Origin of the sequence: Streptomyces sp. CB01373, from assembly GCF_002803075.1 — a bacterium.
In the GTDB taxonomy this organism is placed as follows: Bacteria; Actinomycetota; Actinomycetes; order Streptomycetales; family Streptomycetaceae; genus Streptomyces.
On sequence record NZ_NNBK01000004.1, the window covers coordinates 80,984 to 105,856 of the forward strand.

At 72.7% G+C, this 24,873-nt stretch carries 23 protein-coding genes; 15 read left to right on the top strand and 8 right to left on the bottom strand.

All coding sequences use genetic code 11. The annotated features are described in order from the left end of the window. Nucleotides 1-101: 101 nt before the first annotated feature. Complete coding sequence (hmgA, locus tag CG719_RS07350) at nucleotides 102-1,412, bottom strand: homogentisate 1,2-dioxygenase (RefSeq protein WP_100567698.1); 1,311 nt, start codon at nucleotides 1,410-1,412, stop codon at nucleotides 102-104. Between the two features lie 142 nt (nucleotides 1,413-1,554). On the opposite strand from hmgA, the gene CG719_RS07355 reads away from it, so the two are divergent. The 7 genes from CG719_RS07355 to CG719_RS07385 all read left to right on the top strand — a co-directional run bounded on the left by CG719_RS07355 (nucleotide 1,555) and on the right by CG719_RS07385 (nucleotide 8,677). Beyond that, nucleotides 1,555-2,097: a hypothetical protein gene (locus CG719_RS07355; protein WP_100567699.1), complete on the top strand. Its 543-nt coding sequence runs from the start codon at nucleotides 1,555-1,557 to the stop codon at nucleotides 2,095-2,097. Nucleotides 2,098-2,153: 56 nt separating this feature from the next. Further along, complete coding sequence (locus CG719_RS07360) at nucleotides 2,154-2,780, top strand: TetR/AcrR family transcriptional regulator (RefSeq protein WP_100567700.1); 627 nt, start codon at nucleotides 2,154-2,156, stop codon at nucleotides 2,778-2,780. A 177-nt stretch (nucleotides 2,781-2,957) separates the two neighbouring features. Further along, nucleotides 2,958-3,668 carry a hypothetical protein gene (locus tag CG719_RS07365; protein WP_100567701.1) on the top strand — a complete coding sequence of 237 codons (711 nt, stop codon included), beginning with the start codon at nucleotides 2,958-2,960 and terminating at the stop codon, nucleotides 3,666-3,668. After that, nucleotides 3,655-4,470, top strand: a complete 816-nt coding sequence (locus tag CG719_RS07370) for a class F sortase (protein WP_100567702.1) — start codon at nucleotides 3,655-3,657, stop codon at nucleotides 4,468-4,470. The genes CG719_RS07365 and CG719_RS07370 overlap by 14 nt, the downstream gene beginning before the upstream one ends. Before the next feature lie 224 nt (nucleotides 4,471-4,694). Continuing rightward, complete coding sequence (locus CG719_RS07375) at nucleotides 4,695-6,071, top strand: ABC transporter ATP-binding protein (protein ID WP_100567703.1); 1,377 nt, start codon at nucleotides 4,695-4,697, stop codon at nucleotides 6,069-6,071. Between the two features lie 120 nt (nucleotides 6,072-6,191). After that, on the top strand, nucleotides 6,192-7,580 hold the full coding sequence (locus tag CG719_RS07380) for an aldehyde dehydrogenase family protein (RefSeq protein WP_100567704.1): 1,389 nt from the start codon (nucleotides 6,192-6,194) through the stop codon (nucleotides 7,578-7,580). A gap of 14 nt (nucleotides 7,581-7,594) precedes the next feature. Further along, nucleotides 7,595-8,677, top strand: coding sequence for a Zn-dependent alcohol dehydrogenase (locus CG719_RS07385; protein ID WP_100567705.1), 1,083 nt, complete (start codon nucleotides 7,595-7,597; stop codon nucleotides 8,675-8,677). Between the two features lie 21 nt (nucleotides 8,678-8,698). On the opposite strand, the gene CG719_RS07390 is transcribed toward CG719_RS07385, so the two are convergent. After that, nucleotides 8,699-9,622 (bottom strand): DMT family transporter, encoded by a 924-nt coding sequence (locus tag CG719_RS07390; RefSeq protein WP_199836565.1) that lies wholly within the window; start codon nucleotides 9,620-9,622, stop codon nucleotides 8,699-8,701. A gap of 185 nt (nucleotides 9,623-9,807) precedes the next feature. Between CG719_RS07390 and CG719_RS07395 the strand changes: the two genes are divergently transcribed. Together CG719_RS07395 and CG719_RS07400 are read left to right on the top strand one after the other, a co-directional pair. Then, the gene (locus CG719_RS07395) at nucleotides 9,808-10,095 is read left to right on the top strand and encodes a YiaA/YiaB family inner membrane protein (protein ID WP_100567964.1); all 288 of its coding nucleotides are present in this window, start codon (nucleotides 9,808-9,810) and stop codon (nucleotides 10,093-10,095) included. A 98-nt stretch (nucleotides 10,096-10,193) separates the two neighbouring features. Beyond that, nucleotides 10,194-10,838 carry a TetR/AcrR family transcriptional regulator gene (locus CG719_RS07400; RefSeq protein WP_100567707.1) on the top strand — a complete coding sequence of 215 codons (645 nt, stop codon included), beginning with the start codon at nucleotides 10,194-10,196 and terminating at the stop codon, nucleotides 10,836-10,838. Here the strand turns inward: CG719_RS07400 and CG719_RS07405 are convergent. Next, nucleotides 10,835-11,296 (bottom strand): MaoC family dehydratase, encoded by a 462-nt coding sequence (locus tag CG719_RS07405; RefSeq protein WP_100567708.1) that lies wholly within the window; start codon nucleotides 11,294-11,296, stop codon nucleotides 10,835-10,837. The genes CG719_RS07400 and CG719_RS07405 overlap by 4 nt on opposite strands. Nucleotides 11,297-11,407: 111 nt before the next feature. On the opposite strand from CG719_RS07405, the gene soxR reads away from it, so the two are divergent. Further along, nucleotides 11,408-11,884 (top strand): redox-sensitive transcriptional activator SoxR, encoded by a 477-nt coding sequence (gene soxR / locus CG719_RS07410; RefSeq protein ID WP_100567709.1) that lies wholly within the window; start codon nucleotides 11,408-11,410, stop codon nucleotides 11,882-11,884. Between the two features lie 208 nt (nucleotides 11,885-12,092). Here the strand turns inward: soxR and CG719_RS07415 are convergent, their stop codons facing one another. Next, nucleotides 12,093-12,695, bottom strand: a complete 603-nt coding sequence (locus tag CG719_RS07415; protein ID WP_100567710.1) for a hypothetical protein — start codon at nucleotides 12,693-12,695, stop codon at nucleotides 12,093-12,095. A 249-nt stretch (nucleotides 12,696-12,944) separates the two neighbouring features. On the opposite strand from CG719_RS07415, the gene CG719_RS07420 reads away from it, so the two are divergent. Further along, nucleotides 12,945-15,755, top strand: coding sequence for a penicillin acylase family protein (locus CG719_RS07420; RefSeq protein ID WP_100567711.1), 2,811 nt, complete (start codon nucleotides 12,945-12,947; stop codon nucleotides 15,753-15,755). Between the two features lie 42 nt (nucleotides 15,756-15,797). Here the strand turns inward: CG719_RS07420 and CG719_RS07425 are convergent, their stop codons facing one another. Together CG719_RS07425 and CG719_RS07430 are read right to left on the bottom strand one after the other, a co-directional pair. Then, a complete protein-coding gene (locus CG719_RS07425; protein ID WP_100567712.1) occupies nucleotides 15,798-17,114 on the bottom strand; it encodes a serine-threonine protein kinase in 1,317 nt (438 codons plus the stop codon). A gap of 85 nt (nucleotides 17,115-17,199) precedes the next feature. Beyond that, nucleotides 17,200-18,441, bottom strand: a complete 1,242-nt coding sequence (locus CG719_RS07430) for an exo-beta-N-acetylmuramidase NamZ family protein (RefSeq protein WP_199836553.1) — start codon at nucleotides 18,439-18,441, stop codon at nucleotides 17,200-17,202. 182 nt (nucleotides 18,442-18,623) lie between these two features. Between CG719_RS07430 and CG719_RS07435 the strand changes: the two genes are divergently transcribed. Together CG719_RS07435 and CG719_RS07440 are read left to right on the top strand one after the other, a co-directional pair. Next, nucleotides 18,624-19,388 (top strand): SDR family oxidoreductase, encoded by a 765-nt coding sequence (locus tag CG719_RS07435; protein ID WP_100567714.1) that lies wholly within the window; start codon nucleotides 18,624-18,626, stop codon nucleotides 19,386-19,388. A gap of 140 nt (nucleotides 19,389-19,528) precedes the next feature. After that, nucleotides 19,529-20,122, top strand: coding sequence for a TetR/AcrR family transcriptional regulator (locus CG719_RS07440; protein ID WP_100567715.1), 594 nt, complete (start codon nucleotides 19,529-19,531; stop codon nucleotides 20,120-20,122). Nucleotides 20,123-20,340: 218 nt separating this feature from the next. On the opposite strand, the gene CG719_RS07450 is transcribed toward CG719_RS07440, so the two are convergent. Beyond that, complete coding sequence (locus CG719_RS07450; protein WP_100567716.1) at nucleotides 20,341-20,856, bottom strand: NUDIX hydrolase; 516 nt, start codon at nucleotides 20,854-20,856, stop codon at nucleotides 20,341-20,343. A 46-nt stretch (nucleotides 20,857-20,902) separates the two neighbouring features. Continuing rightward, entirely contained in the window at nucleotides 20,903-21,793 is an 891-nt protein-coding gene (locus tag CG719_RS07455) for a DMT family transporter (protein ID WP_100567965.1), read from the bottom strand. Between the two features lie 460 nt (nucleotides 21,794-22,253). On the opposite strand from CG719_RS07455, the gene CG719_RS07460 reads away from it, so the two are divergent. Next, entirely contained in the window at nucleotides 22,254-23,204 is a 951-nt protein-coding gene (locus CG719_RS07460) for a hypothetical protein (RefSeq protein ID WP_100567717.1), read from the top strand. A gap of 55 nt (nucleotides 23,205-23,259) precedes the next feature. Next, nucleotides 23,260-24,843 (top strand): APC family permease, encoded by a 1,584-nt coding sequence (locus CG719_RS07465; RefSeq protein WP_100567718.1) that lies wholly within the window; start codon nucleotides 23,260-23,262, stop codon nucleotides 24,841-24,843. Nucleotides 24,844-24,873: the final 30 nt, after the last annotated feature.

Consider the following 24,873-nt stretch of genomic DNA (forward strand, 5'->3'; position numbering starts at 1 on the left):
GGGTCATCCGTACCGGTAGGTAATCGATCAAGGCAAGGGTCTCTCGTTTGGATCAGGCCGGATCAGGGCCCGCGAGCCCGGCATGATCCGAACGAAGGGCCCTAGGGGCGGAAGTTCCGCTCCAGCCCCTTCCATACGTCGTCGTACCGCCGCTGAAGCTGCTCGGCCCCGGCCGCGTGCGGGGTGAGCGTGAGCGGCCAGCGCGTCTCGAACATGAACGCCAGCCCGTCGTCCACCTTCTGCGGCTTCAGCTCCGCCGCGCTCGCCCTGTCGAAGGTCTCCCGGTCCGGGCCGTGCGCCGACATCATGTTGTGCAGCGAGCCGCCGCCCGGCACGAAGCCCTCCGCCTTGGCGTCGTAGGCGCCCTCGATCAGGCCCATGTACTCGCTCATCACGTTCCGGTGGAAGTACGGCGGCCGGAAGGTGTCCTCGCCGACCAGCCAGCGCGGCGCGAAGACGACGAAGTCCACGCCGGCCAGACCCGGGGTGTCGGAGGGCGAGGTCAGCACCGTGAAGATCGACGGGTCCGGGTGGTCGTACGAGATCGTGCCGATCACGTTGAAGCGGCGCAGGTCGTAGACGTACGGCACCAGGTTGCCGTGCCATGCCACCACGTTGAGCGGGGAGTGGTCGTAGGTGGCGGTCCACAGGTTGCCGCAGAACTTGTTCACCACCTCCACCGGGCCCTCGGTGTCCTCGTAGGCGGCGACCGGCGCGCGGAAGTCCCGGGCGTTGGCCAGCCCGTTGGCGCCGATGGGGCCGAGGTCGGGGAGGCGGAAGGGGGCGCCGTAGTTCTCGCAGACGTAGCCGCGGGCGGTGGCGTCGAGCAGCTCCACCCGGAAGCGCACCCCGCGCGGGATGAGCGCCACGTCGCCCGGCTCCGCCTGCAGCAGCCCGAACTCGGTGCGCAGCAGCAGCCCGCCACGCTCCGGCACGATCAGCAGCTCGCCGTCCGCGTCGCTGAAGACGCGCTCCATCGAGGAGTCGGCGTGGTAGAGGTGCACGGCCACGCCGGTGCGCTGGGTCGCGTCGCCGTTGCCGCCCAGGGTCCACAGGCCGGCGAGGAAGTCCGTGCCGCGGGCGGGCTCCGGCAGCGGGTTCCAGCGCAGCCGGTTCGGGTCGGGCACCGTCTCGGTGAACGGCGCCGTACGGATCGTGCCGTTGCCGGTCCGGGTGAACGCCGGGTGGGCGGCCGACGGGCGGATCCGGTACAGCCACGAGCGGCGGTTGTGGGCCCTCGGCTCGGTGAACGCAGTACCGCTGAGCTGCTCTGCGTACAGCCCGAGCGGGGCGCGCTGCGGGGAGTTGCGGCCGTCGGGCAGCGCGCCCGGAACCGCCTCGGAACCGTGCTCGTTGCCGAACCCGGAGAGGTAGGTCAGTTTCTCGGCGGTCCTGCGTGCGTCCCCGCTCATGATCGCTCCCTTGCAACCTGATTCCTATGGAACACCGTAGGATTGCGTTTTCCGGGGCGCAAGACCCCCTACTCCGGGCGGAGGACGGAACCCGACTTCCGGGGGATCCGCCGGGTCGGGCCGCTGCTCTACGCTCCCCGTCATGTCGTCGTGGACGCGGGGATCACTCGCTGCGCTCGCGGCCTCGGCCCTGCTCTTCGCCGGGCCGGCGGGCTGTGGACGGAAGGCTGGGCACGGGCAGGGGGACGAGAGGCCGCCCGAGCCCGTGGGCAAGCTGCTCGACCACACCGACGAGGAGGGCCGGCGCTACCGCGAGGTGGACCGGAAGACCGCTCCCGAGGTCCGTGTCGAGGTGCGCCCGGGCTCCGGCGGCGACTGGAACGTACGGCTGGCCGTGCGCCGCTTCCACTTCTCCCCGGCCGGCACGCCGGCCCGCGCGACCTCCGGGCGCGGCCTCGCCCAACTGCTGGTGGACGGCCGGCTCGTCGTCCGCCTGCGCGCCCCGGAGTACCGCCTCTCCGGCGGGCTCGTGCCCCACGGCACCCATCACGTCACCGTCCGCCTCCTCGCCGACGACGGCACGGTCTGGGCGGTGGCCGGCGACCCGGTCCAGTCCACGGCCGACATCACGGCCGCGCCGCAGGACCAGGGCGGGTCGTCCCCGGCCGTGTCCGCGAGGCCGTAGCGGGGCTGCCGGGAGGCGCGCTTCACCCGCCCGCCGGGGGAAGGCATGATGAAGCCGTGTCCCACCCCGCCCCGCTTCGCCGCACGCCCGTCCAGCGGCGCAGTGCCGAACGGCTGACCAGGATCCTCGACGCCTGCGCCGACCTCCTCGACGAGGTCGGCTACGACGCGCTGACCACGCGGGCCGTCGCGGCGCGCGCCGGTGTGCCCATCGGCTCGGTCTACCGCTTCTTCGGCAACAAGCGGGCGATGGCGGACGCGCTGGCCCAGCGCAACCTCGACCGGTACACCGAGCGCGTCGCCGGGCGGCTGAAGAAGGCACGGAAGGCGGGGAAGGCGGGGAACGGCGGATGGAGTGCCGCCATGGACACCGTCCTCGACGAGTACCTGGCCATGAAGCGGACCGCCCCCGGGTTCTCCCTCGTCGACTTCGGCAACCAGATCCCCGTCGGCGTCCGCCGCGCCGAACCCAACCACCGCGTCGCCGACCGGCTCACCGAGCTTCTGGCCGGCCACCTGGGCCGCGTGCCGGACGACGACCTCCGCCGCACCTTCCTGATCGCCGTCGAGACCGCCGACACCCTGGTCCAACTCGCCTTCCGCGTCGACGCGCAGGGCGACGAGCGGATCATCGAGGAGATGCGGCGGATGCTGCGCGCCCACCTGGCGCGGGCGCTGGACTGAGGCCGTTTCCCCCATGCCGTGAGGTGTCCGGCGGGGAGGGGCGGAACACGGTTGCTCCGGCCGGGCGAAAGCTGACGGCGCGTCGGGTGCGGGTCGCCTCGTGACGCGAGCGCATATGAAAGACAGTCAGTCGAAAGAGCGATTTGTATGAAAATCGTCTGACTCGGAGGAACGCACATGCCCACCCTGACAATCCCACGCACCTTCGGCTCCCGTGCCGTCGCCGTCGGTCTGACGGCCCTGACCGCGGCCGGTGCCACGTGGCTGGTGGCGCCGTCCGCCATGGCCCAGGGGGAAGCCGGCGACATCAAGATCCACAGGGTGGGCGTGCCCTTCGGCGTCTCGAAGGACGACCCCGTCGCCTGCCGGTTCTACCTGGACGCCGTCAACTTCGACGTCCTGCCCAACGTGACCTACACCATCCACGCGCAGCCACCGCTGCCCAACAGTGCCACCGTCACCGGCGCCGTCGCCCTGGGCGCCGGCGCCGGCCACACCGAGCCGCTGGGGCTCGCCGACGGGCAGTACAAGCTCTCCTGGACCATCGACGGTACCTCCAAGGAGAAGATCTTCCGCGTCAACTGCCGCGGTGACAACGGCCGGCGCGAAGGGGCGCAGGGTCCCGGCCGCCAGATCGAGGACCAGGGCCGCGGCCGCGACGACCGGGGCCGCGGTCACGAGGATCACGGGCGCGGCAACGAGGTGTCGGGCCCGGTCCGCGACGACCGCGGCGGCCCACGGGGCGGTGTCCAGGCGGGCGGCGGCGGCCTCGCCTCCTCGGTCGCGGCGTTCTCGCCGGTGACCGGGGCCGCGGCCGTGGGGCTGGTCGTGGTCAGTGGGGTCGTGTACACGCGGCTGGTCCGCCGGCGCCCGCATGGCGCCGCGTAGGCGCAGACGCAGGCCCTGGTACCGGACCCGCGCCTACCGCCTGGCCAGGACGACTGTGCTCGCGGTCGTCCTGGTCACGGCCGGGAACCGGTGCGGTGGACAGCACGACGGCACCGCGCCGGAGCGAGCCGCAGGGCCGGGCGCGGTGGCCCCGGCCCACCCGGGCCCTTCCGGCGCGGACGGCGACGGCGCGGCCGGCGACGGGGCGAACGGCGGCAGGGCCGGCGGCAGCGGCACACACCGCGGCGGTGGCGGCACGGACGGAGCGAACGGCGACGGCCCGGCCCGCGGCAAGTCCCCCTCGCCACGGCCCGGTTCTCCCTCCCCGCGCCGGCCCTCGCCGCTGCCCCGCTCTCCCGCGACCACCCTGCGCATCCCCTCCCTCGGCGTCGACGCGCCGATCATCCGGGTCGGCCTCGACGGCGACCGGGAGCTGAAGACGCCACCGGTCGACAAGCCCAAGCTCGTCGGCTGGTACGACGGCGGCCCCACACCCGGGGAGCCCGGCACGGCGGTCGCGGTCGGGCACCGCGACACCAGGACCGGCGCAGCCGTTTTCGCCGGACTCGGCCAGCTCGGTCCGGGCCACCGCATCGAGGTCCGGCGCCAGGACGGCCGCACCGCCGTCTACACCGTCGACAAGGTACGGGTCTTCGACAAGGCCCGCTTCCCGGACAAGGAGGTGTACGCCACGTCCCGCCGCCCCGAACTCCGCGTGATCACCTGCGGCGGCCTCTACACCCACAGAGCCGGCTACTCCAGCAACGTCGTCGTCTTCGCCCACCTGACGTCGACGACCTGACACCGCGCGGCGCGGCGGGCGGGTGGCCCACGACCGGCCGCCCGCCCTTGAACATGATCGTCCGCCGTCTCGTCTGGCGGACGCCGGCTTCCGATCCTGCCCGGTCTCTTCCCCCCGGCGCGCACCGTCCGTTAACTTCCGTGACTCATACGCCCCGTACGACCCGCACGAGGCGTTCGACCCGCGGAGCCTCAGTGCTCTGGTGAGTCCCGGGGGAATGCCTCATGACACGCGCCATCTCTCTGCACGACGTGAGCAAGACCTACGCCAAGGGCGTCCGCGTGGTGGACCGCCTCTCCCTCGACATCGCGCCCGGCGAGTTCCTGGTGCTGCTCGGGCCGTCCGGCTGCGGGAAGTCCACCGTGCTCAGGATGATCGCCGGACTGGAGGAGATCACCGAGGGGCAGTTGCTGCTCGACGGCGAGTACGGCAACGAACTGCCGCCCTCCGGACGGGACATGGCGATGGTCTTCCAGAACTTCGCGCTCTATCCGAACATGACCAGCCGGGACAACATCGGCTTCCCGCTGCGCATCGAGTCGCCCGGCACGGACCCCGCCCGCCGTGTCGACGCCACCGCCCGGATGCTGGGCATCGAGGACCTCATGGACCGCTTCCCCAGCCAGCTCTCCGGCGGCGAACGCCAGCGCGTCGCCATGGGCCGCGCGATCTCCCGGCACCCCTCCGCCTTCCTGATGGACGAGCCGCTGTCCAACCTCGACGCCAAGCTCCGCAACCACCTGCGCGCCGAGATATCCAAGCTGACCCGGGAGTTGGGCGTCACCACGGTCTACGTCACCCACGACCAGTCCGAGGCGATGTCCCTGGGCGACCGGGTCGCCGTCCTGCGCGGCGGCGTCCTCCAGCAGGTGGACACCCCGCGCGCGGTCTACGCCCTGCCCCGCAACGTCTTCGTGGCCGCCTTCATCGGCACCCCGCGCATCAACCTGCTGCGCGGCCTGATCCGCGCCCCGCTCGACGGCGCCATGACCATCAGCCTGGGCAAGCAGTTCCTGCGCCTGCCCGAACCCCTGTCCCTGGACCACCAGTTGCTGCGCGTGCAGCAGGGCCGGGAGGTGATCGTGGGGCTGCGTTCGGAGGCCGTCCGGATCGCCCCCAAGTTCTCGGCCTCCTCCCGGCGACCGGGAGTCCCCGCGCCCGCCGCCCGACCCGGGGAGGTGGCGATCACCGGGCTGGTGGAGCACATGGAGTTCCAGGGCCACGAGGTCCTCGTCCACTTCAACACCGGCTCCCGCCCCGCCGTCGTACCGGACCTGGAGGCCCCGCGTCCCACCCGGCGCCCGACCCGGCGGCGCCGGCGCGAGGGCACGGTCCTGAACCGGCTGCGGGGCCGGGCGGGCGGCCTGCGCGCGGGCCCCGTGGTGGTGCTGGACCACCCCTCAGGCCCCGAGCCGGATCCGGTCGCCGCGCCCGACCCGCGCCTGCCCGGCGACCTCGTCGTGCGGACCACGCCGGACATCGAACTGCGGCACGGCATGCAGGTGCCGCTCCTGGTCGACCTCGCCCGCCTGTTCGTCTTCGACCAGCGCGGCGAGCGCATCTGCCCGGCCCCGGACCGCCTGCCCGACCTGGAGGAGTGAGGCGCCCCGGCGGGGCGAACGTTGCCTGTCGGGACGCTAGTTTATGGACCGTCACCAGCTTGCCCGCGACAGTGATCACGCGGACGAGACCGACGACGGCCCCCGCCCCGGAGGAGCACGATGAAGGCACACGACGGCATGTACATCGACGGCGCCTGGCGTCCCGCCGCGGGCCGCGACGTCATCGAGGTGGCGAATCCGTCCGACGAGCAGGTGATCGGCACCGTGCCCGCGGGCACCGCCGAGGACGTCGACGCGGCCGTACGCGCGGCCCGCGCCGCCCTGCCCGGCTGGTCCGCGACAGCGCCCGCCGAGCGGGCCGCCCGGCTGGGCGCCCTCCGGGACGTGCTGGCGGCCCGCGAGGAGGAGATCGCCGAGACCGTCACCGCCGAACTCGGCTCGCCGCTCGCCTTCTCCCGTACGGTCCACGTGGGCATGCCGATCGCGGTCGCCGGCTTCTACGCCGAGCTCGCGGCGACGTACGCCTTCGAGGAGAAGGCCGGCAACTCCACCGTGTTCCACGAGCCCGTCGGCGTGGTCGGGGCGATCACCCCCTGGAACTACCCGCTGCACCAGATCGTCGCCAAGGCCGCACCCGCGCTGGCCGCCGGCTGCACCGTCGTCCTCAAGCCCGCCGAGGACACCCCGCTCACCGCCCGGCTGTTCGCCGGGGCGATCGACGAGGCCGGGTTCCCGGCGGGCGTGTTCAACCTGGTCACCGGGGCCGGCCCGGTCGCCGGACAGGCCCTCGCCGAGCACCCGGACGTGGACCTGGTCTCCTTCACCGGCTCCACCGCCGTCGGCAGGCGGATCGGCGCGATCGCGGGCGGCGCCGTCAAGAAGGTCGCCCTGGAACTGGGCGGCAAGTCCGCCAACGTCATCCTGCCGGGCGCCGACCTCGCCAGGGCGGTGAACGTCGGCGTCGCCAACGTCATGTCCAACTCCGGCCAGACGTGCAGCGCCTGGACCCGCATGCTGGTCCACCGCGACCGGTACGAGGAGGCGGTCGAACTGGCCGCGACGGCCGCCGCCAAGTACGGCGAGCGCATCGGCCCCGTGGTGAACGCCGAGCAGCGGGCGCGTGTGCGCGGTTACATCGAGCAGGGCGTCGCCGAGGGCGCCCGCCTCGTCGCGGGCGGCCCCGAGTCCCCGCGCGAACGGGGCTACTTCGTCAGCCCCACCGTCCTCGCCGACGTCACCCCCGGCATGACCGTCGCCCAGGAGGAGATCTTCGGCCCGGTCCTCACCATCCTCCGTTACGACGACGAGGAGGACGCCCTGCGCATCGCCAACGGCACGGTCTACGGCCTCGCCGGCGCCGTCTGGGCGGCCGAGGAGACGGAGGCGGTGGCCTTCGCCCGCCGCATGGACACCGGCCAGGTCGACATCAACGGCGGCCGCTTCAACCCCCTCGCCCCCTTTGGCGGCTACAAGCAGTCCGGCGTGGGCCGCGAACTCGGCACACACGGACTCACCGAGTACCTCCAGACCAAGTCCCTCCAGTTCTAAGGGAGTCACGCCCCATGGCCGTACGTGCCGCCGTTCTGCCCGCCGTCGGGTCTCCGCTGGAGGTCACCGGGATCGAGCTGCCGGAGCCCGGGCCGGGCCGGGTCCGGGTGCGGCTCGCCGCCGCCGGGGTCTGCCACTCCGATCTGTCGCTGACCAACGGCACCCTGCGGGTTCCGGTGCCCGCCGTCCTCGGGCACGAGGGCGCGGGAACCGTCGTCGCGGTCGGCGAGGGCGTCACCCGGGTTGCGCCCGGCGACGCGGTGGTGCTCAACTGGGCCCCCTCCTGCGGGACATGCCACGCCTGCTCGCTCGGCGAGGTCTGGCTGTGCGCCAACGCGATGAACGGCGCCGCCGACGTCCACGCCCGCACCGCCGACGGCACCGAACTGCACCCCGGCCTGAACGTCGCCGCCTTCGCCGAGGAGACGGTGGTCGCCGCCTCCTGCGTGCTGCCCCTCCCGGACGGCGTTCCGCTCACCGACGCCGCGCTCCTCGGCTGCGCCGTCCTCACCGGCTACGGCGCCGTCCACCACGCGGCGAAGGTGCGCCCCGGCGAGACGGTCGCGGTGTTCGGCGCCGGCGGGGTGGGGCTCGCCACCCTCCAGGCCGCCCGGATCGCGGGCGCCGAGAGGATCGTCGCCGTGGACGTCTCCCGGGAGAAGGAGGAACTCGCCCGCCGGGCGGGCGCCACGGACTTCCTCCCGGCCACGGCGGACACACCCCGCGAGATCCGCGCCCTCACCGGGAAACAGGGCGTCGACGCCGCCGTGGAGTGCGTGGGGCGCGCGGTCACCATCCGGGCCGCCTGGGAGTCCACCCGCCGCGGCGGCCGCACCACGGTCGTGGGCATCGGCGGCAAGGACGAGCAGGTCACCTTCAACGCGCTGGAACTGTTCCACTGGGGCCGCACCCTGACCGGCTGCGTCTACGGCAACGCGGACCCGGCCAGGGACCTGCCCGTGCTCGCCGAGCACGTCCGCACCGGCCGGCTGGACCTGACCGCTCTGGTCACCGACCGGATCTCCCTGGACGACATCCCCGCCGCCTTCGAGAACATGCTGGCCGGCAAGGGCGGCCGGGCGCTGGTGGTGTTCTGAGACCCACGGCTCACGCCCGGATCAGGGCACGCGTTCCGGACGGGGCTCCTCGCGCGCCGTACGGGAGGTCCGGCGGGGCGGGCGGGAGCGGGAGACCGCCACTCCGGCCAGGCACAGGGCCCCGCCCACCAGGGTCACCGTCCCCGGCACCTCACCCAGCGCCAGCCACGACATCAGCACGACCAGGGCGGGTACGGCGTACGTCGTCGCGCCCATCCGGCTCGCGGTCGTGCGGGACAGCGCGTAGGCCCAGGTCGTGAAGGCGAGCGCGGTCGGGAACACACCCAGGTAGACCATGTTGAGCGTGGCAGGCAGCGGGGCACGGGCGGCCTCGTGGAGCAGTTGGCCGGTGAAGGGGAGGCAGACGACCGCGCCGACCAGGCACCCGAACGTCGTCACCTGCAACGCGCTCGCCCGGCCCAGCGCCGGCTTCTGGGCGACGACCCCGGAGGCGTACGCGACCGCCGCCAACAGGCACAGCACCACGCCGAACACCGAGGAGCCGCCCCCGCCCGACATCGACAGGCCCACGGTCACCGCGCCCGCGAACGACACCGCCATGCCCGCCAGCAGGCGCGGCGGCATCGGATCACCCAGCAGCCGCGCCCCGAGCAGCGCGATCAGCAGCGGGCCGACATTGACCACCAGGGCCGCGGTACCGGCGTCGACCTGCTGCTCGCCCCAGTTCAGGGCCACCATGTAGAAGCCGAACCACAGCAGCCCGGATATCGCGATCCCGCGCCAGGCCGCCCGCGGCGGCCACCCCTCCCGCCGCACCAGGCAGATCGCGCCCAGCGTCAGGGCCCCGGCCAGCAGCCGGCCGAGGGCGAGCGCGCCCGGCGAGTACGCGGCTCCCGCGCTGCGGATGGAGACGAAGGCGGAGGCCCAGAGCACCACGGTGACCGTGGCGGCCGCGGCGGCCGCGCGGGACGGGGAGACGTTCATCATGTTTCCTGAGGCTAGGCGGGCAGGGCAGGGCGAGGCTGGCGGATTTCGGACGGCCAGGGCGGGCTGGCGGCGTGTTCCCAGCGGTGCGCAATCAAGAGTCCGGCGCCGCCCGGAGTTCTGAGTATGCGAGCTGAGTATTCCGACGGATGCGGCGGTGGGCCCGTGGGCCGACGCTGGTCGCCATGAGTGACACACCGGTCAAGCAGCAGAACACGGCGGCCTTCTACGGCCAGTCGGTCGCCTCGTTCGCCATCGCCATGGCGGCCACCACCATCGGCATCTTCAGACTGAACGCCGACGCCTGGGTGCGCGCCTTCCTCGCCATCGCCGTCCTGTACCTTGTCACCTCCGCCTTCACCCTGGCCAAGGTGATCAGGGACCGCCAGGAGGCCGGGCGGATCGTCAGCCGGGTCGACCAGGCCCGGCTGGAAAAGCTGCTCTCCGAACATGATCCGTTCGAGAAGCTGTGACGCCCCGGGCCTCCGCACACCACTGGCCAGAAGGCTAAGCGAGCGCTCACCCTCGGCGGTATGGTGGACCCCCTGACGCGAAAGAGGGCGAGCGAGCGATGACTACGGCGGAGGAGACGGCCGGCGGCGACCCGCAGCCGTGGGGCGAGGTCACCCCGGACGCGGCCCGGCGGCTGCTCGTGGCCGCCGTGGAGGCCTTCGCCGAACGCGGCTACCACGCGACGACGACCCGTGACATCGCGGGCCGGGCCGGAATGAGCCCGGCCGCCCTCTACATCCACTACCGGACCAAGGAAGAACTGCTCCACCGCATCAGCCGGATCGGCCACGAGAAGGCACTGGAGATCCTGCGCACGGCCGCCCGGCGCGAGGGCAACGCGACGGAGCGGCTCGCCGACGCCGTGAGCTCCTTCGTGCGCTGGCACGCGGGCGGGCGCACCACGGCCCGTGTCGTGCAGTACGAGCTGGACTCGCTCGGCCCGGACGCCCGTGCGGAGATCCTCGCCCTGCGCCGCCAGGTCGACGCCGAGGTGCGCGGGATCATCGAGGACGGCGTCGCCTCGGGCGAGTTCGACGTGCTGGACGTGCGCGGCACCACGCTGGCCGTGCTCTCCCTGTGCATCGACGTCGCCCGCTGGTTCAACGTCGACGGCCCCCGCACGCCCGAGGAGGTCGGCGCACTGTACGCCGACCTCGTGCTGCGGATGGTCGGGGCCGGACAGCCCCGTCCCGAGAGGGACTAGAGGTAGTACCGCACCACCGACTCGGCCACGCACACCGGCTTGTCGCCGCCCTCGCGTTCCACGGTGAAGGCGACGGTCACCTGCGCCCCGCCCGGTACCTCGTCCACGCCGGTGATCACGGCGGTGGCCCGCAGCCGCGAGCCGACCGGGACGGGGGCGGGGAAACGGACCTTGTTGGTGCCGTAGTTGACGCCCATCCGCACGCCCCGCACCTCGATCAGCTGCGGCCCGAAGACCGGGAGCAGCGACAGGGACAGATAGCCGTGGGCGATGGTGGTGCCGAAGGGGCCCGCGGCGGCCTTCTCCGGATCCACGTGGATCCACTGGTGGTCGCCGGTCGCGTCGGCGAAGAGGTCGATCCGCTTCTGGTCGATCTCCAGCCATTCGGTGTACCCGAGCGGCTCGCCCACCGCGGCCCTGAGTTCGTCGGGGGACGTGAAGATCCTCGGCTCCGCCATGTGTCCGGCCTCCCGCCTCGCGGATGAAGTCTAAGCAACTGCTTAGCATGGTCGGGTGAGGGGCCGCTGTCAACGGACCGGGCGGGTGGCGCGGTGGGTAGGCTCTGAGAGGTGCCCCAGATTCCCGAGAAGATCCACGAGCTGAGCGTCGGCCAGGTGGCGGCGCGCAGCGGCGCCGCCGTCTCCGCTCTGCACTTCTACGAGTCCAAGGGCCTGATCAGCAGCCGCCGCACATCGGGCAACCAGCGCCGCTACTCCCGCGACACGCTGCGCCGGGTCGCCTTCGTCCGGGCGGCGCAGCGCGTGGGCATCCCGCTCGCCACGATCCGCGAGGCGCTCGCCCGGCTCCCGGAGGAGCGCACGCCCACGCGGGAGGACTGGGCCCGCCTCTCGGAGGCCTGGCGCTCCGAGCTCGACGAGCGCATCAGGCAGCTCAACCGGCTGCGCGACCACCTCACCGACTGCATCGGCTGCGGCTGCCTGTCCCTGGACACCTGCGTGCTGTCCAACCCGGACGATGTCTTCGGCGAACGCCTGACGGGCTCGCGCCTCATGGCGGAGCGGGGGAGCAGCCCCGGCCGCGCGTAGGCCCCTCGCGCCGAAGCGGCCATCGCCGCGCCGGATTCCTCGCACTGCCCCACGGGATACGCCGGTCCGACGCCCCGCGAGGCGCGCCGATCCGTACGGTGCCGGCGGCCGGCAGTCTCTCCGGCCGCCGGGCGGGCGGGTTCCGAGGCATCCCCGTCAGCCGCCCGGCGGGACCGGCGCACCTTGCCTCAAGCGCCTGCCGTCGTGGTCACGCGGACATCAACAGCCGCCCCCGCCTGGCGTACGCCAGGGCCTCGGGGCCGAGAACGGGCAGCGGGACCAGTATCCCGCAGTTCGCGCAGACCGGCCCGGACGACGGCTCGTGATCCAGGTCGTGGGACCAGCCGAGCCGCTCACCGCCGCACACCGGGCACGACGCGCCCGGTTCGCGCTCCAGCGCGGCGATCAGCCGGCGCAGCACCTCGGCCAGCGGTTCGCGCGGGTGCACCCGCGGGTCGTCGCACCAGGCGACCCCGAATCCGCCCCAGGTCATCCGGTGCCAGTCGTCCACGCTGCCCGGCCTGCGCAGCCCGTCGTGCTTCTCCTGCTTGCGGCGCCTGGCGAACCCGGCCTCGTAGTCGAGCCACACCGAACGCGCTTCTTCCAGTTCGTCCAGTGCGGCCACGAGCCGCACCGGATCGGGGGACCTGTCCTCGGGACCGAACCCGGCCCGCGAGCACAGATGGTCCCAGGTCGCCCTGTGCCCATAGGGAGCGAACCGCTCGAGGCACTTGCGCAGCGAGTAACGCCGCAGCGCCAGATCGCACCGCGGGTCCCTCACCTGTCTCGCCAGACTCCGGAAACCGGCCATCGCCCTGCACCTCCGTCACACCTGCATCCGCACTTCGGTCACTGCGGCGTCTTCGTGCGGAGCCGTCACGACGGCTCCGCCGGATAGACGTGCCGACGTCCCATCCGGCTCCATCCGTTTTCCGATGCCCGCCATAACGCCGCCCTGGTTGACCTTCACGGGGTGGCGCCGAAAAGTGACGCACGTTCATCTTCCCCCTGGGGGGATACCGGCGGTAACGTCCGGCACCACCCCTCGGGAGGAGTTGCCATGCCACGGCGCACCCCACACAACGCGCTCGACAGACTGAGAACTCCCCGCACATTCCCCGGGTTCCTGAAGACCGCCTCGGTATGCGTTCTCATTGCCGGTCTTTTGTCACCCTTTTCTCAAGCGGCGGCGGCCGGAACCCCGGCCGGCGCCGCCGCCGCGACCGCCGCGGCCGCGAACGACTACTGCGGCGGTCAGTGCTCCGACATCCTGCCGCCCGGCGAGAACGGCAACGCCACCCTCGCCCAGGTCCTCCTCAACCAGGCCCTCGGCATCCAGCCCGACCACGCCGAGGACCAGCTCGGCCCGTACGCGAACCTGGCCACGGGCTACCCGGCGCTCACCGACGCGAAGATCAACTCCTTCTTCAACGACGCCTCGTTCGGCGTCCCCTCCGGACAGATCGCGTCCACCGAGAAGCCGGCGGGCCGCGCCGACGTGACGATCGTCCGCGACAAGAAGACCGGTGTACCCCACATCACGGGCACCACCCGTTACGGCACCGAGTTCGGCGCCGGGTACGCCGCCGCCCAGGACCGGCTGTGGCTCATGGATGTGTTCCGGCATGTCGGCCGCGGGCAGCTGACCTCCTTCGCCGGCGGCGCGGCCGCCAACCAGGGCCTGGAGCAGGAGTTCTGGCGCAACGCCCCGTACACCGAGGCCGACCTCCAGGCGCAGATCGACCGCGCCGTGGCCGGCAACGGCGCCCGCGGGCAGCAGGCGCTCGCCGACGTGAACGCCTACCTCGACGGCATCAACGCCTACATCGACGCCTCCGACTCCGGCCGCTACTTCCCGGGCGAGTACGTCCTGACCGGCCACAAGGACTCGATCACCAACGCCGGTACCATCGCCCACTTCAAGGTCACCGACATGGTCGCGCTGGGCTCCGTGGTCGGCGCCCTGTTCGGCTCGGGCGGCGGCGGCGAGGTGAACAACGCGCTGTCCCTGCTGGCCGCCCAGTCCAAGTTCGGAGTCGCGGAGGGCACCAGGATCTGGGAGTCCTTCCGCGAGCGCAACGACCCCGAGGCCGCCCTGACCGTCCACGACGGCAGGAGCTACCCGTACGCGACGAAGCCCGACGACCCCAGGGGCCGGGCGCTGCCCGACGCCGGCTCGGTGGCCCAGGAACCCCTGGTGTACGACCGCACGGGCAGTGCCACGGCCAAGACGGCGCGGGGTGCCACCTCCTCGGCCGCGAAGAGCGCCCTGTCCTCCGCCCGGCGCGGCATGTCCAACGCCCTCGTGGTCGGCGGCGAGCACACCGCGAGCGGCCACCCGGTCGCCGTCTTCGGTCCGCAGACCGGCTACTTCGCGCCCCAGTTGCTGATGCTCCAGGAGATCCAGGGTCCGGGCATCAGTGCCCGCGGCGCCTCCTTCGCCGGGCTGAGCATGTACGTCGAACTCGGCCGCGGCCAGGACTACTCGTGGAGTGCCACGACCTCCGGCCAGGACATCGTCGACACCTACGCCGTCGAACTGTGCCAGGACGACTTCCACTACCTGTACCGCGGCACCTGCACGGCCATGGACAAGGTCGAGCAGCCCAACTCCTGGAAGCCCACCGTCGCCGACGGAACGGCGGCCGGCTCCTACACCATGCGCGTGTGGCGCACGAAGTACGGCCCCGTCGAGTACCGCGCCACCGTCGGCGGCAGGAAGGTCGCCTACACCACCCTGCGCTCCTCCTACCTGCACGAGGCCGACTCGATCGTCGGCTTCCAGATGCTCAACGACCCCGACTTCGTGAAGGGCCCGGAGGACTTCCAGAAGGCCGCGCAGCACATCAACTACACGTTCAACTGGTTCTACGCCGACTCCCGGCACACCGCGTACTACAACAGCGGCGACAACCCGGTGCGGGCGAACGGCGTCGACGCCGAGTTCCCGGTGTGGGCACAGCCGGCGTACGAGTGGCGCAACTGGGACCCGGCGGCCAACACCGCGGACTACACACCGCCCTCCGCCCACCCCGCCTCCGCCGACCAGGACTACTACATCTCCTGGAACAACAAGCAGGCCCTCGACTACTCCGCGGCCGCCTGGGGCAACGGCTCCGTGCACCGCGGCGACCTGCTGGAGGACCGGGTGAGCAAACTGGTCGCGGCCGGCGGCGTGACGCGCGCCTCGCTGGTGAAGGCGATGGCGGACGCGGCCGTGACCGACCTCAGGGCCGAGGACGTGCTGCCGAACCTGCTGAAGGTGATCAACAGCTCGCCTGTGACCGACTCCACGGCCGCGGCGGCGGTGGGCAAGCTCCAGGCATGGCTGGCCGCGGGAGCGAAGCGCACCGTGACCTCGGCCGGCTCCAAGGCGTACGCCAACGCCGAGGCCATCAGGATCCTGGACGCCTGGTGGCCGCTGCTGGTGAAGGCCGAGTTCGAACCGGGGCTCGGCAGCGACCTCTACGGCGCCTTCACCGCCAATCTGCCGGTCGACGAGTCACCGTCGGCCGGACACGGCCCGACCGGCTCCCACGCCGGAAGCGCCTTCCAGTACGGCTGGTGGAGCTATGTCGACAAGGACATCCGGGCGGTGCTCGGCGAGTCGGTGCAAGGTCCGCTGGGCCGGACGTTCTGTGGCGGCGGCACTCCGAGCGCCTGCCGCGACACCCTGATCAGCACGCTGAAGCAGGCGGCGGGAGCGAAGGCGGCCCAGGTCTACCCCGGCGACGACGAGTGCTCCGCGGGCGACCAGTGGTGTGCCGACTCGATCGTCCAGCGTGCCCTGGGCGGCATCAAGCACGGCAGGATCAGCTGGCAGAACCGCCCGACTTTCCAGCAGGTCGTGGAGTACACCGGCCACCGGTAGGGCCTCGCGAACGCGGGGTCCGAGCCAGGCGGCGGGCCGGTGTCAGTGGACGCGGCCCGCCGCCAGCACCACCCGCGCCAGTTCCGGGTGCAGGATGTCGCTGTGCGCGCCGGCCGGCGGGCCGCCGCGCCTGACCACCTCGGACACGTCCACGTTGACGCATCCCGACACCGGGAACGGCCCGGCCAGCGCTGCGGTGAGGCTGCACGCGCGCGTGCCGGGCACCGCCCGCACTCCGTCGTGCCCCATCGCGCCCCAGGCGGGCCCGAGCAGGGCGCCCACGTCGACGCCGAGCACCGACCGGTCGTCGTCCGCCATCCGCGAGGCCAGCGGATACAGCGTGCCGAGGGCCGTGTCGAAGCGGGAGTGGCAGCACACCAGAGGGCCGTCGACACGGCGCTCCCGGCCCCGCAGCACCCCGCCCGCGCGCGGATCGCCGGGCAGCCGGGACGTGAACGCGTAGTGCGAGAAGGCGCCTTGGAGCAGCGTCACGGACTTCACCGTCCGTGCGCCCTCGGGCAGCCCGCCCAGCGCGAACGACACCAGCCGCCCGCCGAAGCTGTGCCCCACCAGATGGACCCGCACCCCGGGCGCCGACTGCGCGAGCCGCCCGAGCACCGGGCCGAGCCCCCGCTCACCGACGACGCCCGCGCGCCGCTTCATCGTGTAGTACGTCGCCTGCCGCAGCAGTTCCTTGGCGCCGTTCCACGGGTTCGGCAGCGTGAACGACCGCTGCCCGCCCGGGTCCTGGAGTCCGGCGAGGGCGCCGGCGAACTCGGCGCAGACCTCCGCCGCGGGCCGTGCGAACATCGCCGGCTCGCGCTGCGGCACGCCCTCCGTCACGGTGTCCGCCGCGAACCGGGCAGCCGGCCCCGGCGACACGTCCTCCGTCAGCCGCCCCAGGAGCCGTCCGAACTCCTCCAGCGCGGCCGGCTCCCGCGCGGGGCCGTCCAGCATCCGCGCGAGCGCGTCGACCACCTCTGCCCGCCCGGGGAAGGTGTCCCGCAGTGCCTTGCGGGTGTCCTTGTCGAGTGCCGTCGACGGCACCGGTCCGGCGGCGGTGGAGCGGGGGAAGTCGGGGATGGGCTCGTCGCAGAACCGCATCGAGGGCCACACCACCCCGACGTACCCGATCCCGGCCGCCGGGGCGAGCCGTGGGATCGGCGCGAAGAAGCGGCCGTAGAGCCGGGTCGCGCCCGAACGGTCGTTGTTCCAGCCGTGCGCGAAGACGATCAGGTCGCGCACCGCCCGCCGTCCGGCTCCGGCGAGCAGCCGGTCCCGCTCGGCGCCGTCCACGTCCCCGTCGGCGTCGAAGGTCAGCTCCCAGTAGGGCGCCACACCGATGTCCGGATCCGCCATGACCGGCCCCCTCGTCCCCAAAGGCTCAGCGATGTGTCGGGCATCGTCCTGCCAACGGGGGAGAGGGGCCAGGGGGCACGGCACCTCAGTAGAGGAGGTACTGCTTCCGGATCCTCCGGAACGCGGCCAGCTCCTGCCGCCAGGCCGCCACCACCTCGTCGGTGTCCGCCCCGGCGTCGATCATCGTGCGCACCCGGGTGGAGCCGGTGAGCTTGTCGATCCAGTTGTCCGAGCGCCAGGCGAAGCCGCTCCAGACCCGCTTGGCGGTCACGAGCAGACCGATCCCGGTCCGCACCGGATCGAAGGCGTCCCGGTTGTGCACATGGATCTGCACGCCGCCGACGGTCCTGTCCTGGAACTTGGAGAAGGTGGGCGCGAAGTAGGCCTCCCGGAAGTGCACCCCCGGCAGGTGCAGCGCGCCGGCCGCGGCCGCCCAGCGCCCGTCGACGCCCTCCGCGCCGAGCAACTCGAAGGGGCGGGTGGTGCCCCGGCCCTCCGACAGGTTGGTGCCCTCGAACAGACACGTCCCGGAGTAGACCAGGGCGGTGTCGGGGGTCGGCATGTTCGGACTCGGCGGCACCCAGGGCAGCCCGGAGGCGTCGTAGAAGTCCGAGCGTCGCCAGCCGGTCATCAGGACGGTCTCCAGCGGGACCGGCGTGGTCAGGAACTCGCCGTTGAACAGCCGGGCCAGCTCGGCGACGGTCATACCGTGCGCCTGCGCGATCGGCTGCCGTCCCACGAAGGTCGCGAACTCGGGGCGCAGCACCGGACCGAGCGCCTCCCGGCCGCTCACCGGGTTGGGCCGGTCGAGCACCACGAACCGCTTGCCGGCGAGGGCCGCGGCCTCCATGCAGTCGTACAGCGTCCAGATGTAGGTGTAGAAGCGGGCGCCCGCGTCCTGGATGTCGAAGACCACCGTGTCCACGCCCGAGGCCGTGAAGACGTCGGCGAGCGGCTGCCCGCTCTTGAGGTACGTGTCGTACACCGGCAGCCCGGTGGCCGGGTCGTCGTAGCGGCCCTCCGAGCCGCCTGCCTGCGCGGTGCCGCGGAAGCCGTGCTCGGGGCCGAAGACGGCCACCAGGTTCACCCGGCGGTCGGCGTGCATCACGTCCACGATGTGCCGCACGTCCCGGGTGACGCCGGTCGGGTTGGTGACCACCCCGACCCGCTGCCCGCGCAGCGAGGCGTAGCCCTCGGCGTCCAGGCGCTCGAAACCGGTGCGCAGCGGGCGGTTGCCCCCGGGGGCGGCCTGGGCCGGGGCCGCCACGGCTCCGGAGGCCGCGGCGGCGGCGGTGGTGGCGAGCAGGCTCCGTCTGGACAGCTTCATACAGTGACCTCCGTGATCGCTGCGGGTGTCATGTTCACGCACGCTAGCGTGCGCCCGTCCCCCAGGGAACGAAGCGGACGGCGCCTCCTGCGGAACATGTCTTCCAGCACCACATACCGACTGGTTAGTCTGGAGCGGCGGAGCCGTTCCGTGTCATGCCACAGCCAGGCCGAAGGAGACCGATGGTGCAAGCCGTGCAGGGTGCGGGAGTGGTGGTCACCGGAGCCGGCGGCGGGATCGGCGCCGCGCTGGCCCGCCGGTTCGCCGCCGAGGGCGCCCGCGTCGTCGTCAACGACCTCGACGCCGACCGGGCGGCGGCCGTCGCCGCGGAGATCGGCGGCACCGCCCTTTCGGGCGACGCCTCCGAGGTCGTCGCCGCGGCCCGCGACGCGCTCGGCGGCACGGTCGACGTCTACTGCGCCAACGCGGGCCTCGGCGCGGGCGGTTCCGAGGCGGCGGGCGAGGAGGTGTGGGCGCACGCCTGGGACGTCAATGTCATGGCCCACGTCCGCGCCGCCGAGACGCTGCTCCCCGGCTGGCTGGAACGCGGCAGCGGCCGGTTCGTCTCCACCGTGTCCGCGGCCGGGCTGCTCACCATGATCGGCGCCGCCCCCTACAGCGTCACCAAGCACGGCGCGTACGCCTTCGCCGAGTGGCTGTCGCTGACCTACCGCCACCGCGGGATCAAGGTGCACGCGATCTGCCCGCAGGGCGTGCGCACCGACATGCTGGCCGCCACCGGCAGCGCCGGCGACCTGGTGCTCCGGCCCACCGCGATCGAACCGGAGGACGTGGCCGATGCCCTGCTCCAGGGCATCGCCGAGGACCGCTTCCTGATCCTGCCGCACCCCGAGGTCGCCAAGTTCTACCGGGCCCGGGCCGCCGACCCGGACCGCTGGCTGACCAGCATGAACCACATGCAGCGGACCTGGGAGGAGACCGGCTGACACCCGGGGAACGGGGGCGACCGGGGCCGACCGGGATCCTGCCGGACGCGCCAGGGGCGGCAAATGGGAAGATCCTCCGTCGGGAACCGCGTTCCCCCAGGCAGTAAGCGAGCAGGAACACGGAAGGCAGGTGGCGGCAGGTGCCCAGGACGACGGACTCAGGAGGCACGCCGGTGCCGCAGCGGCTCCTGGCCGCCGCCACCCGGCTCTTCGCCGAACAGGGCTACGACCGCACCTCGGTGCAGGAGATCGTCGAGGCGGCCGGCGTCACCAAAGGGGCGCTGTACCACTACTTCGGCTCCAAGGACGACCTCCTGCACGAGGTGTACGCGCGCGTGCTGCGCGTCCAGCAGGAGCGCCTCGACGCCTTCGCGGACGCCGACGAACCGGTCGAGAAGAGGCTGCGGGACGCGGCGGCGGACGTGGTGGTCACCACCATCGAGAACCTCGACGACGCCATGATCTTCTTCCGCTCGATGCACCATCTCGGCCCGGAGAAGAACAAGCAGGTGCGCGCCGAGCGCCGGCGCTACCACGAACGCTTCCGCGCGCTCATCGAGGAGGGCCAGCGGGCCGGCGTCTTCTCCACGGCGACACCGGCCGACCTGGTGGTCGACTACCACTTCGGCTCCGTCCACCACCTGTCGACCTGGTACCGCCCCGACGGCCCGCTCGGCCCCCAGCAGCTCGCCGACCATCTGGCCGACCTGCTGCTGCGGGCACTGCGGCCCTAGGACCTTTCGTTTGGATCAGGCCGGGCTCGCGGGCCCTGGCACCACGCCTCGCGGCGTTGTCGTCGGTTGGCAGGGCTCCGCCCTGCCGCCCTCCTCCGCCTTGCGACGCTCCCCCACTGCCTGAACGGCGTGGGAGGTGCCCCCAGCACCAGACCCCGCTCCCTGATCCGGCCTGATCCAAACGAAAGGCCCTAGCCGATCCGCGCGGCGCCACCGGTTCACCCCGGTGACCGGTGCCCCTTCAGGCGCTCGTAGGCGGCCAGCCCGTCCGGTACCCACTGCCACTCGTCCAGGCGGCGTTCCACCTCGTCCTCGGGGAGGAAGTCGTACCAGGCGACCTCCTCGGCCTGCGGGCTCACCGGCAGCTCGCAGCGCACCTGGTAGACCGCCGACCACCAGGTACGGCCCGCGCCGTCGTCGTACAGGAACTTGAAGAGGTACTCGGGGCGGGGCAGCCCCGTCACGCCGAGTTCCTCCTCGGCCTCGCGCAGGGCCGCGTCGTCGTAGGACTCGCCCGCGCCGACCACCCCGCCGACGAACATGTCGTGGAGCGAGGGGAAGACCAGCTTGGTGGAGGTGCGCCGGTGGACGAAGAGGCGGCCCTCCGCGTCCCGGGCCTGCACGAAGACACAGCGGTGGCGCAGCCCATCGGCGTACACCCGGCCGCGCGGGGACTGCCCGACGACGCGGTCGTGCTCGTCGACGACGTCGAGGATCTCGTCAGCAGCGCTCATACGGCCATCCAAGCAGGCCGCCGTCGCCGGCGGCGCGGCGCGGGACTCAGCGTGGCTGCAGGTCGCGTTTCTGTTCCGGTACCGCGCCGCACGGCATCGCCGGGTGCATGCCGAGCAGGACGATGCCCGTCACGATCGCCGCGAGCCCCGAGGCCTCCCAGGCCAGCGCCCCGGTGTCGGTGCGCAGCCGGTCGCCGAGGAAGCCCACCCCGCAGGCGATCCCGGCCAGCGGCTCGGCCGCGGTCAGCGCCGGCAGGGACATGCGCAGCGGCGCCGTCTCGAACGCGCTCTGCACCAGGATCAGCCCGGCGACGCCGATCACCAGCAGGCCGTACGGCTGCCAGCCGGTGAACAGCTCCGTCCAGCCGCCCGCCGAGAACCGCTGCCCGCTCACCCGGGTCAGCGCGTCCTGCACGCCGTACAGCAGCCCGGCGGCCACCGCCAGCAGGACCGGTCCCCAGCTCAGCCGGGAGCGCTTGGCGTAGGCCGTCAGCAGCAGGGCCAGGCCCACCATCACGCCGATGATCAGCCAGTGCCGCAGCGGGTCGGTGACGGCGCTGCCCGCGTGCGGCCGGCCCGCCACGATGAACGCGGTCACGCCACCGGCCAGCAGCGCGAGCCCCGCCCAGCCCTGGCCGCCCAGGGGCTGTCTGGTCTGCCGTCGGGACAGCGCGAGGGCGAACAGCAGGTTCGTGGCCAGCAGCGGTTCCACCAGCGAGATCTCGCCCCGGCCAAGGGCGAGGGCGCCCAGCACCATGCCGCCGATCATCAGCCCCAGACCGCCCAGCCAGCGCGGTACCCGCATCAGGTCCAGCAGCAGCCGGGGCGAGAGGAAGTCGCGGAGCGGTGCCCGCTGGGCCGCGTTCTGCTGGAGCACGAAACCGAAGCCCAGACAGCAGGCCGCGCTCACGGCGAGAATCACAACCAGAACCGACACGCTGCGTACCTCGATCATCCGGCCGGGCCACGGGGTGCGTAGTGGCCGACTGTAGCGTTCCGGGACCCGGTCCGCCGCCGGGATGGCCCGGATTCGGGCGGATCGCGCGGTCACGACGCCCCGCGGCCGGGGGCGCCGGCGTGGCCACTGGCCGTGCCGGGACCGGCGGCGACCGCCGCGCCGTCGCGTAGGCCACAGGAGTGACCCTCCCGCCGGAGGGACCGCCGCCACGACCCGGTGACCCGCCCTCTTCGCAAGTGGCGCCTGGGCAGCGGCAGTTGACGCGTGTAACGCACGGCTGACCCTTGACGGGGTGCGTTGGCTGGGGGTTTGCTGTCCGTGATCAGCCGATGGCAAGCCGATGACCGACGAGCAAGCCGAGGCCGGTGAGCCGAACGGGGGCCGCTCCCGGGGCGTGCGCCGGGCCACGAAAACAAAGAGCGCGTGAGGAAGTTCCGCGGTGTCCCCACCCCCGCCTCCCCTCGGACGCGGCCGCAAGCGCGCCGCCCAGGCCTTCGACACCGCGCTCGACGACACGGAACTCCGCGAGGCGCGCGCGGCGTTGGCGCAGGGAAGGTGGCAGGCGGTGCGCTCGCTGCTGGTGCGCACCAAGGACGACTGGGACCGCCGCGGCCACCGTGTCACCGTCCTCGCGGAGGAGTCCCACACCGCGGCCTGGACCCGTGACTGGCTGCTCGCCGAGCCCGAGTCCGCCGACGCCTCCGTCCTCCTCGGTATGTCCCTGGTGCAGGGCGCCCTCTCCGGCAGGGAGAAGCCCGACCGGGCCCGCGAGGCATGCCGGACGGCGGCCGGGCTGGCGCCCGCCGACCCCACGCCCTGGCTCGGCCTGCTCCTGCTGGAGCGGGGCCTCGGCGACGAGGAGGAGGTCGTCCGCCTCTTCGACAGGATCCGCCAACGCCATCCCGACCACCACCACGCCCACCACCTGATGGTGGCCCAGCTGGCCGAGCGGCACGCCGACGCCGGCCCCGACCCGCTGCACGAGGTCTACGACTTCGCCAACTGGGCCGCCGAGCAGGCGCCCGCCGACTCGCCCCTCGCCATGCTCCCGGTGGTCGCGCACGCCGAGCGCTACCGCGTCCTGGCCGGCGCGGGACACGCGCAGGCCGACCCGGCCGCCTCCGGGCACTGGACGGGCCGCAGGGCCCGGCAGGTGATGAAGGCCGCCTTCGACTGGTGGCTGGAGTGGGAGCAGGAGGACCATCCGCGTCGCCTGGTCGATCTGAACTTCCTCGCCCACGCCAAGCACTGCGAGGGCCGGGGTGCCGAGGCCGCCGCCCTGTTCCACCGCATCGGCGACCATCCCGCCCAGGCGCCGTGGGCGTACCCCGACCGAGATCCGTACACCGCCTTCCGCATCGCGCGCGCCGCCGCGCTCGGTGCGGTGTAGTGCCCAGCAACCCCGTACGCACCACGACCCCGACGCCCGAAAGGACGAACCCCCGATGACGACGGGCAGTTCGAGCACGAACAGATCCACCGCCGACGGTGGCGGCATCAGCACCTTCAAGGGGCAGGAGCGCGCCCTGCGCGCCGACCGCCTCGGCACGGGGGGTCTGCTGCTCTCCGTGCTCGCCGCGACCGCCCCGCTCATGGTGGTCGCGGGTGTCATGCCCACTACATTCGCGGTGATGGGGATCGTCGGGCAGCCGCTGCTCTTCGTGCTGCTCGGCACCGTACTGATCCTCTTCAGCTTCGGTTACGCGGAGATGAGTCGCCACGTCCACAACGCGGGCGCCTTCTACGCGTACATCTCCCGGGGCCTCGGCGGCACGGCGGGCGCCGGCGCGGCGCTCGTCGCCCTCGTCGCCTACAACGCGCTCCAGGCCGGCATCTACGGGATCTTCGGCTTCGAGGTCTCCAACCTGTTCGCCACCTACGCCGACCTCACCGTCGCCTGGTGGATCCCCGCGCTCGTGGCCGCCGGCGTCGTCGGCGCGCTCGGCTGGCTGAAGATCGACGTCAACGCGCGCGTGCTCGGCGTCCTGCTGGTCATCGAGGTCGTACTCGTCGTGATCTTCGACGTGGCCGCGATCGCCGACCCGGCCAAGGAGGGCCTGTCCCTGCACGCCTTCAACCCGGACACGCTCGCCGGCGCCGGCATCGGCACCGCGCTGTGCTTCTGCATCGCCGCCTTCCTCGGCTTCGAGCAGGCCCCGGTGTACGCCGAGGAGACCAGCCGCCCGCACGTCCTGGTCCCGCGCGTGATGTTCCTCGCCGTCGCCGGCGTCGCCGTCTTCTTCGCGATCAGCAGTTGGGCACTCACCATCGCCACCGGCCCCGCGGCGATCATCGGCACGTCCCAGAAGGAGAGCGCCGGACTGCTGTTCACCCTGACCGAATCGCGGCTCGGCGGCACCTTCACCGACGTCCTGCACGTCCTGTTCGTCACCGGGATGTTCGCGGCCATGCTGAGCTTCCACAACGTCGTCGCCCGGTACGCCTTCGCCATGGGCCGCGAGGGCCTGCTCCCGGCCGCCTTCGGACGCACCTCCAGCTCCAGCGGCGCGCCCGCGACCGGATCCCTCTCGCAGACCGTCGTCTCGCTGGTCATCGTGATCGCCTTCGCCGTCACCGACGACAAGCCGACCGGCGACCCGACCGCGCCCGTGCTGCACCTGTTCACCTGGTTCGGCAACCTCGGCGCGCTCGGCGTCATCGTGCTGATGGCGGCGGCCAGCGTGTCGGTGATCGTCTTCTTCGTACGGCGCGGCGCCGCGGCCGCGCAGGCCTGGCGGCTGGTCACCTCCGCCGTGGCCGGCCTGGCCCTGCTGGTGATCGCCACCTACACGGTCAAGGACTTCGACGTCCTGGTCGACGCCGGCCCCGGCTCGCTGCTGAGCCGGGTGCTGCCCGGCATCATCGGCCTCGCCCTCGTCGTCGGCCTGGTCCAGGGAGCCGTACTGCGCTCCCGCCGGCCGGAGGCGCACGCCCGCATCGGCCTGGGCAACGAGGCCTTCCAGCTGGAGAAGGCGGCCGAGGCGGCGGAGACCGCTGAGGCGGCGGAGGCGGCTGAGACGGCGTCCTAGGCCCGGGTACGGAAACCCCGGGTACGGAAA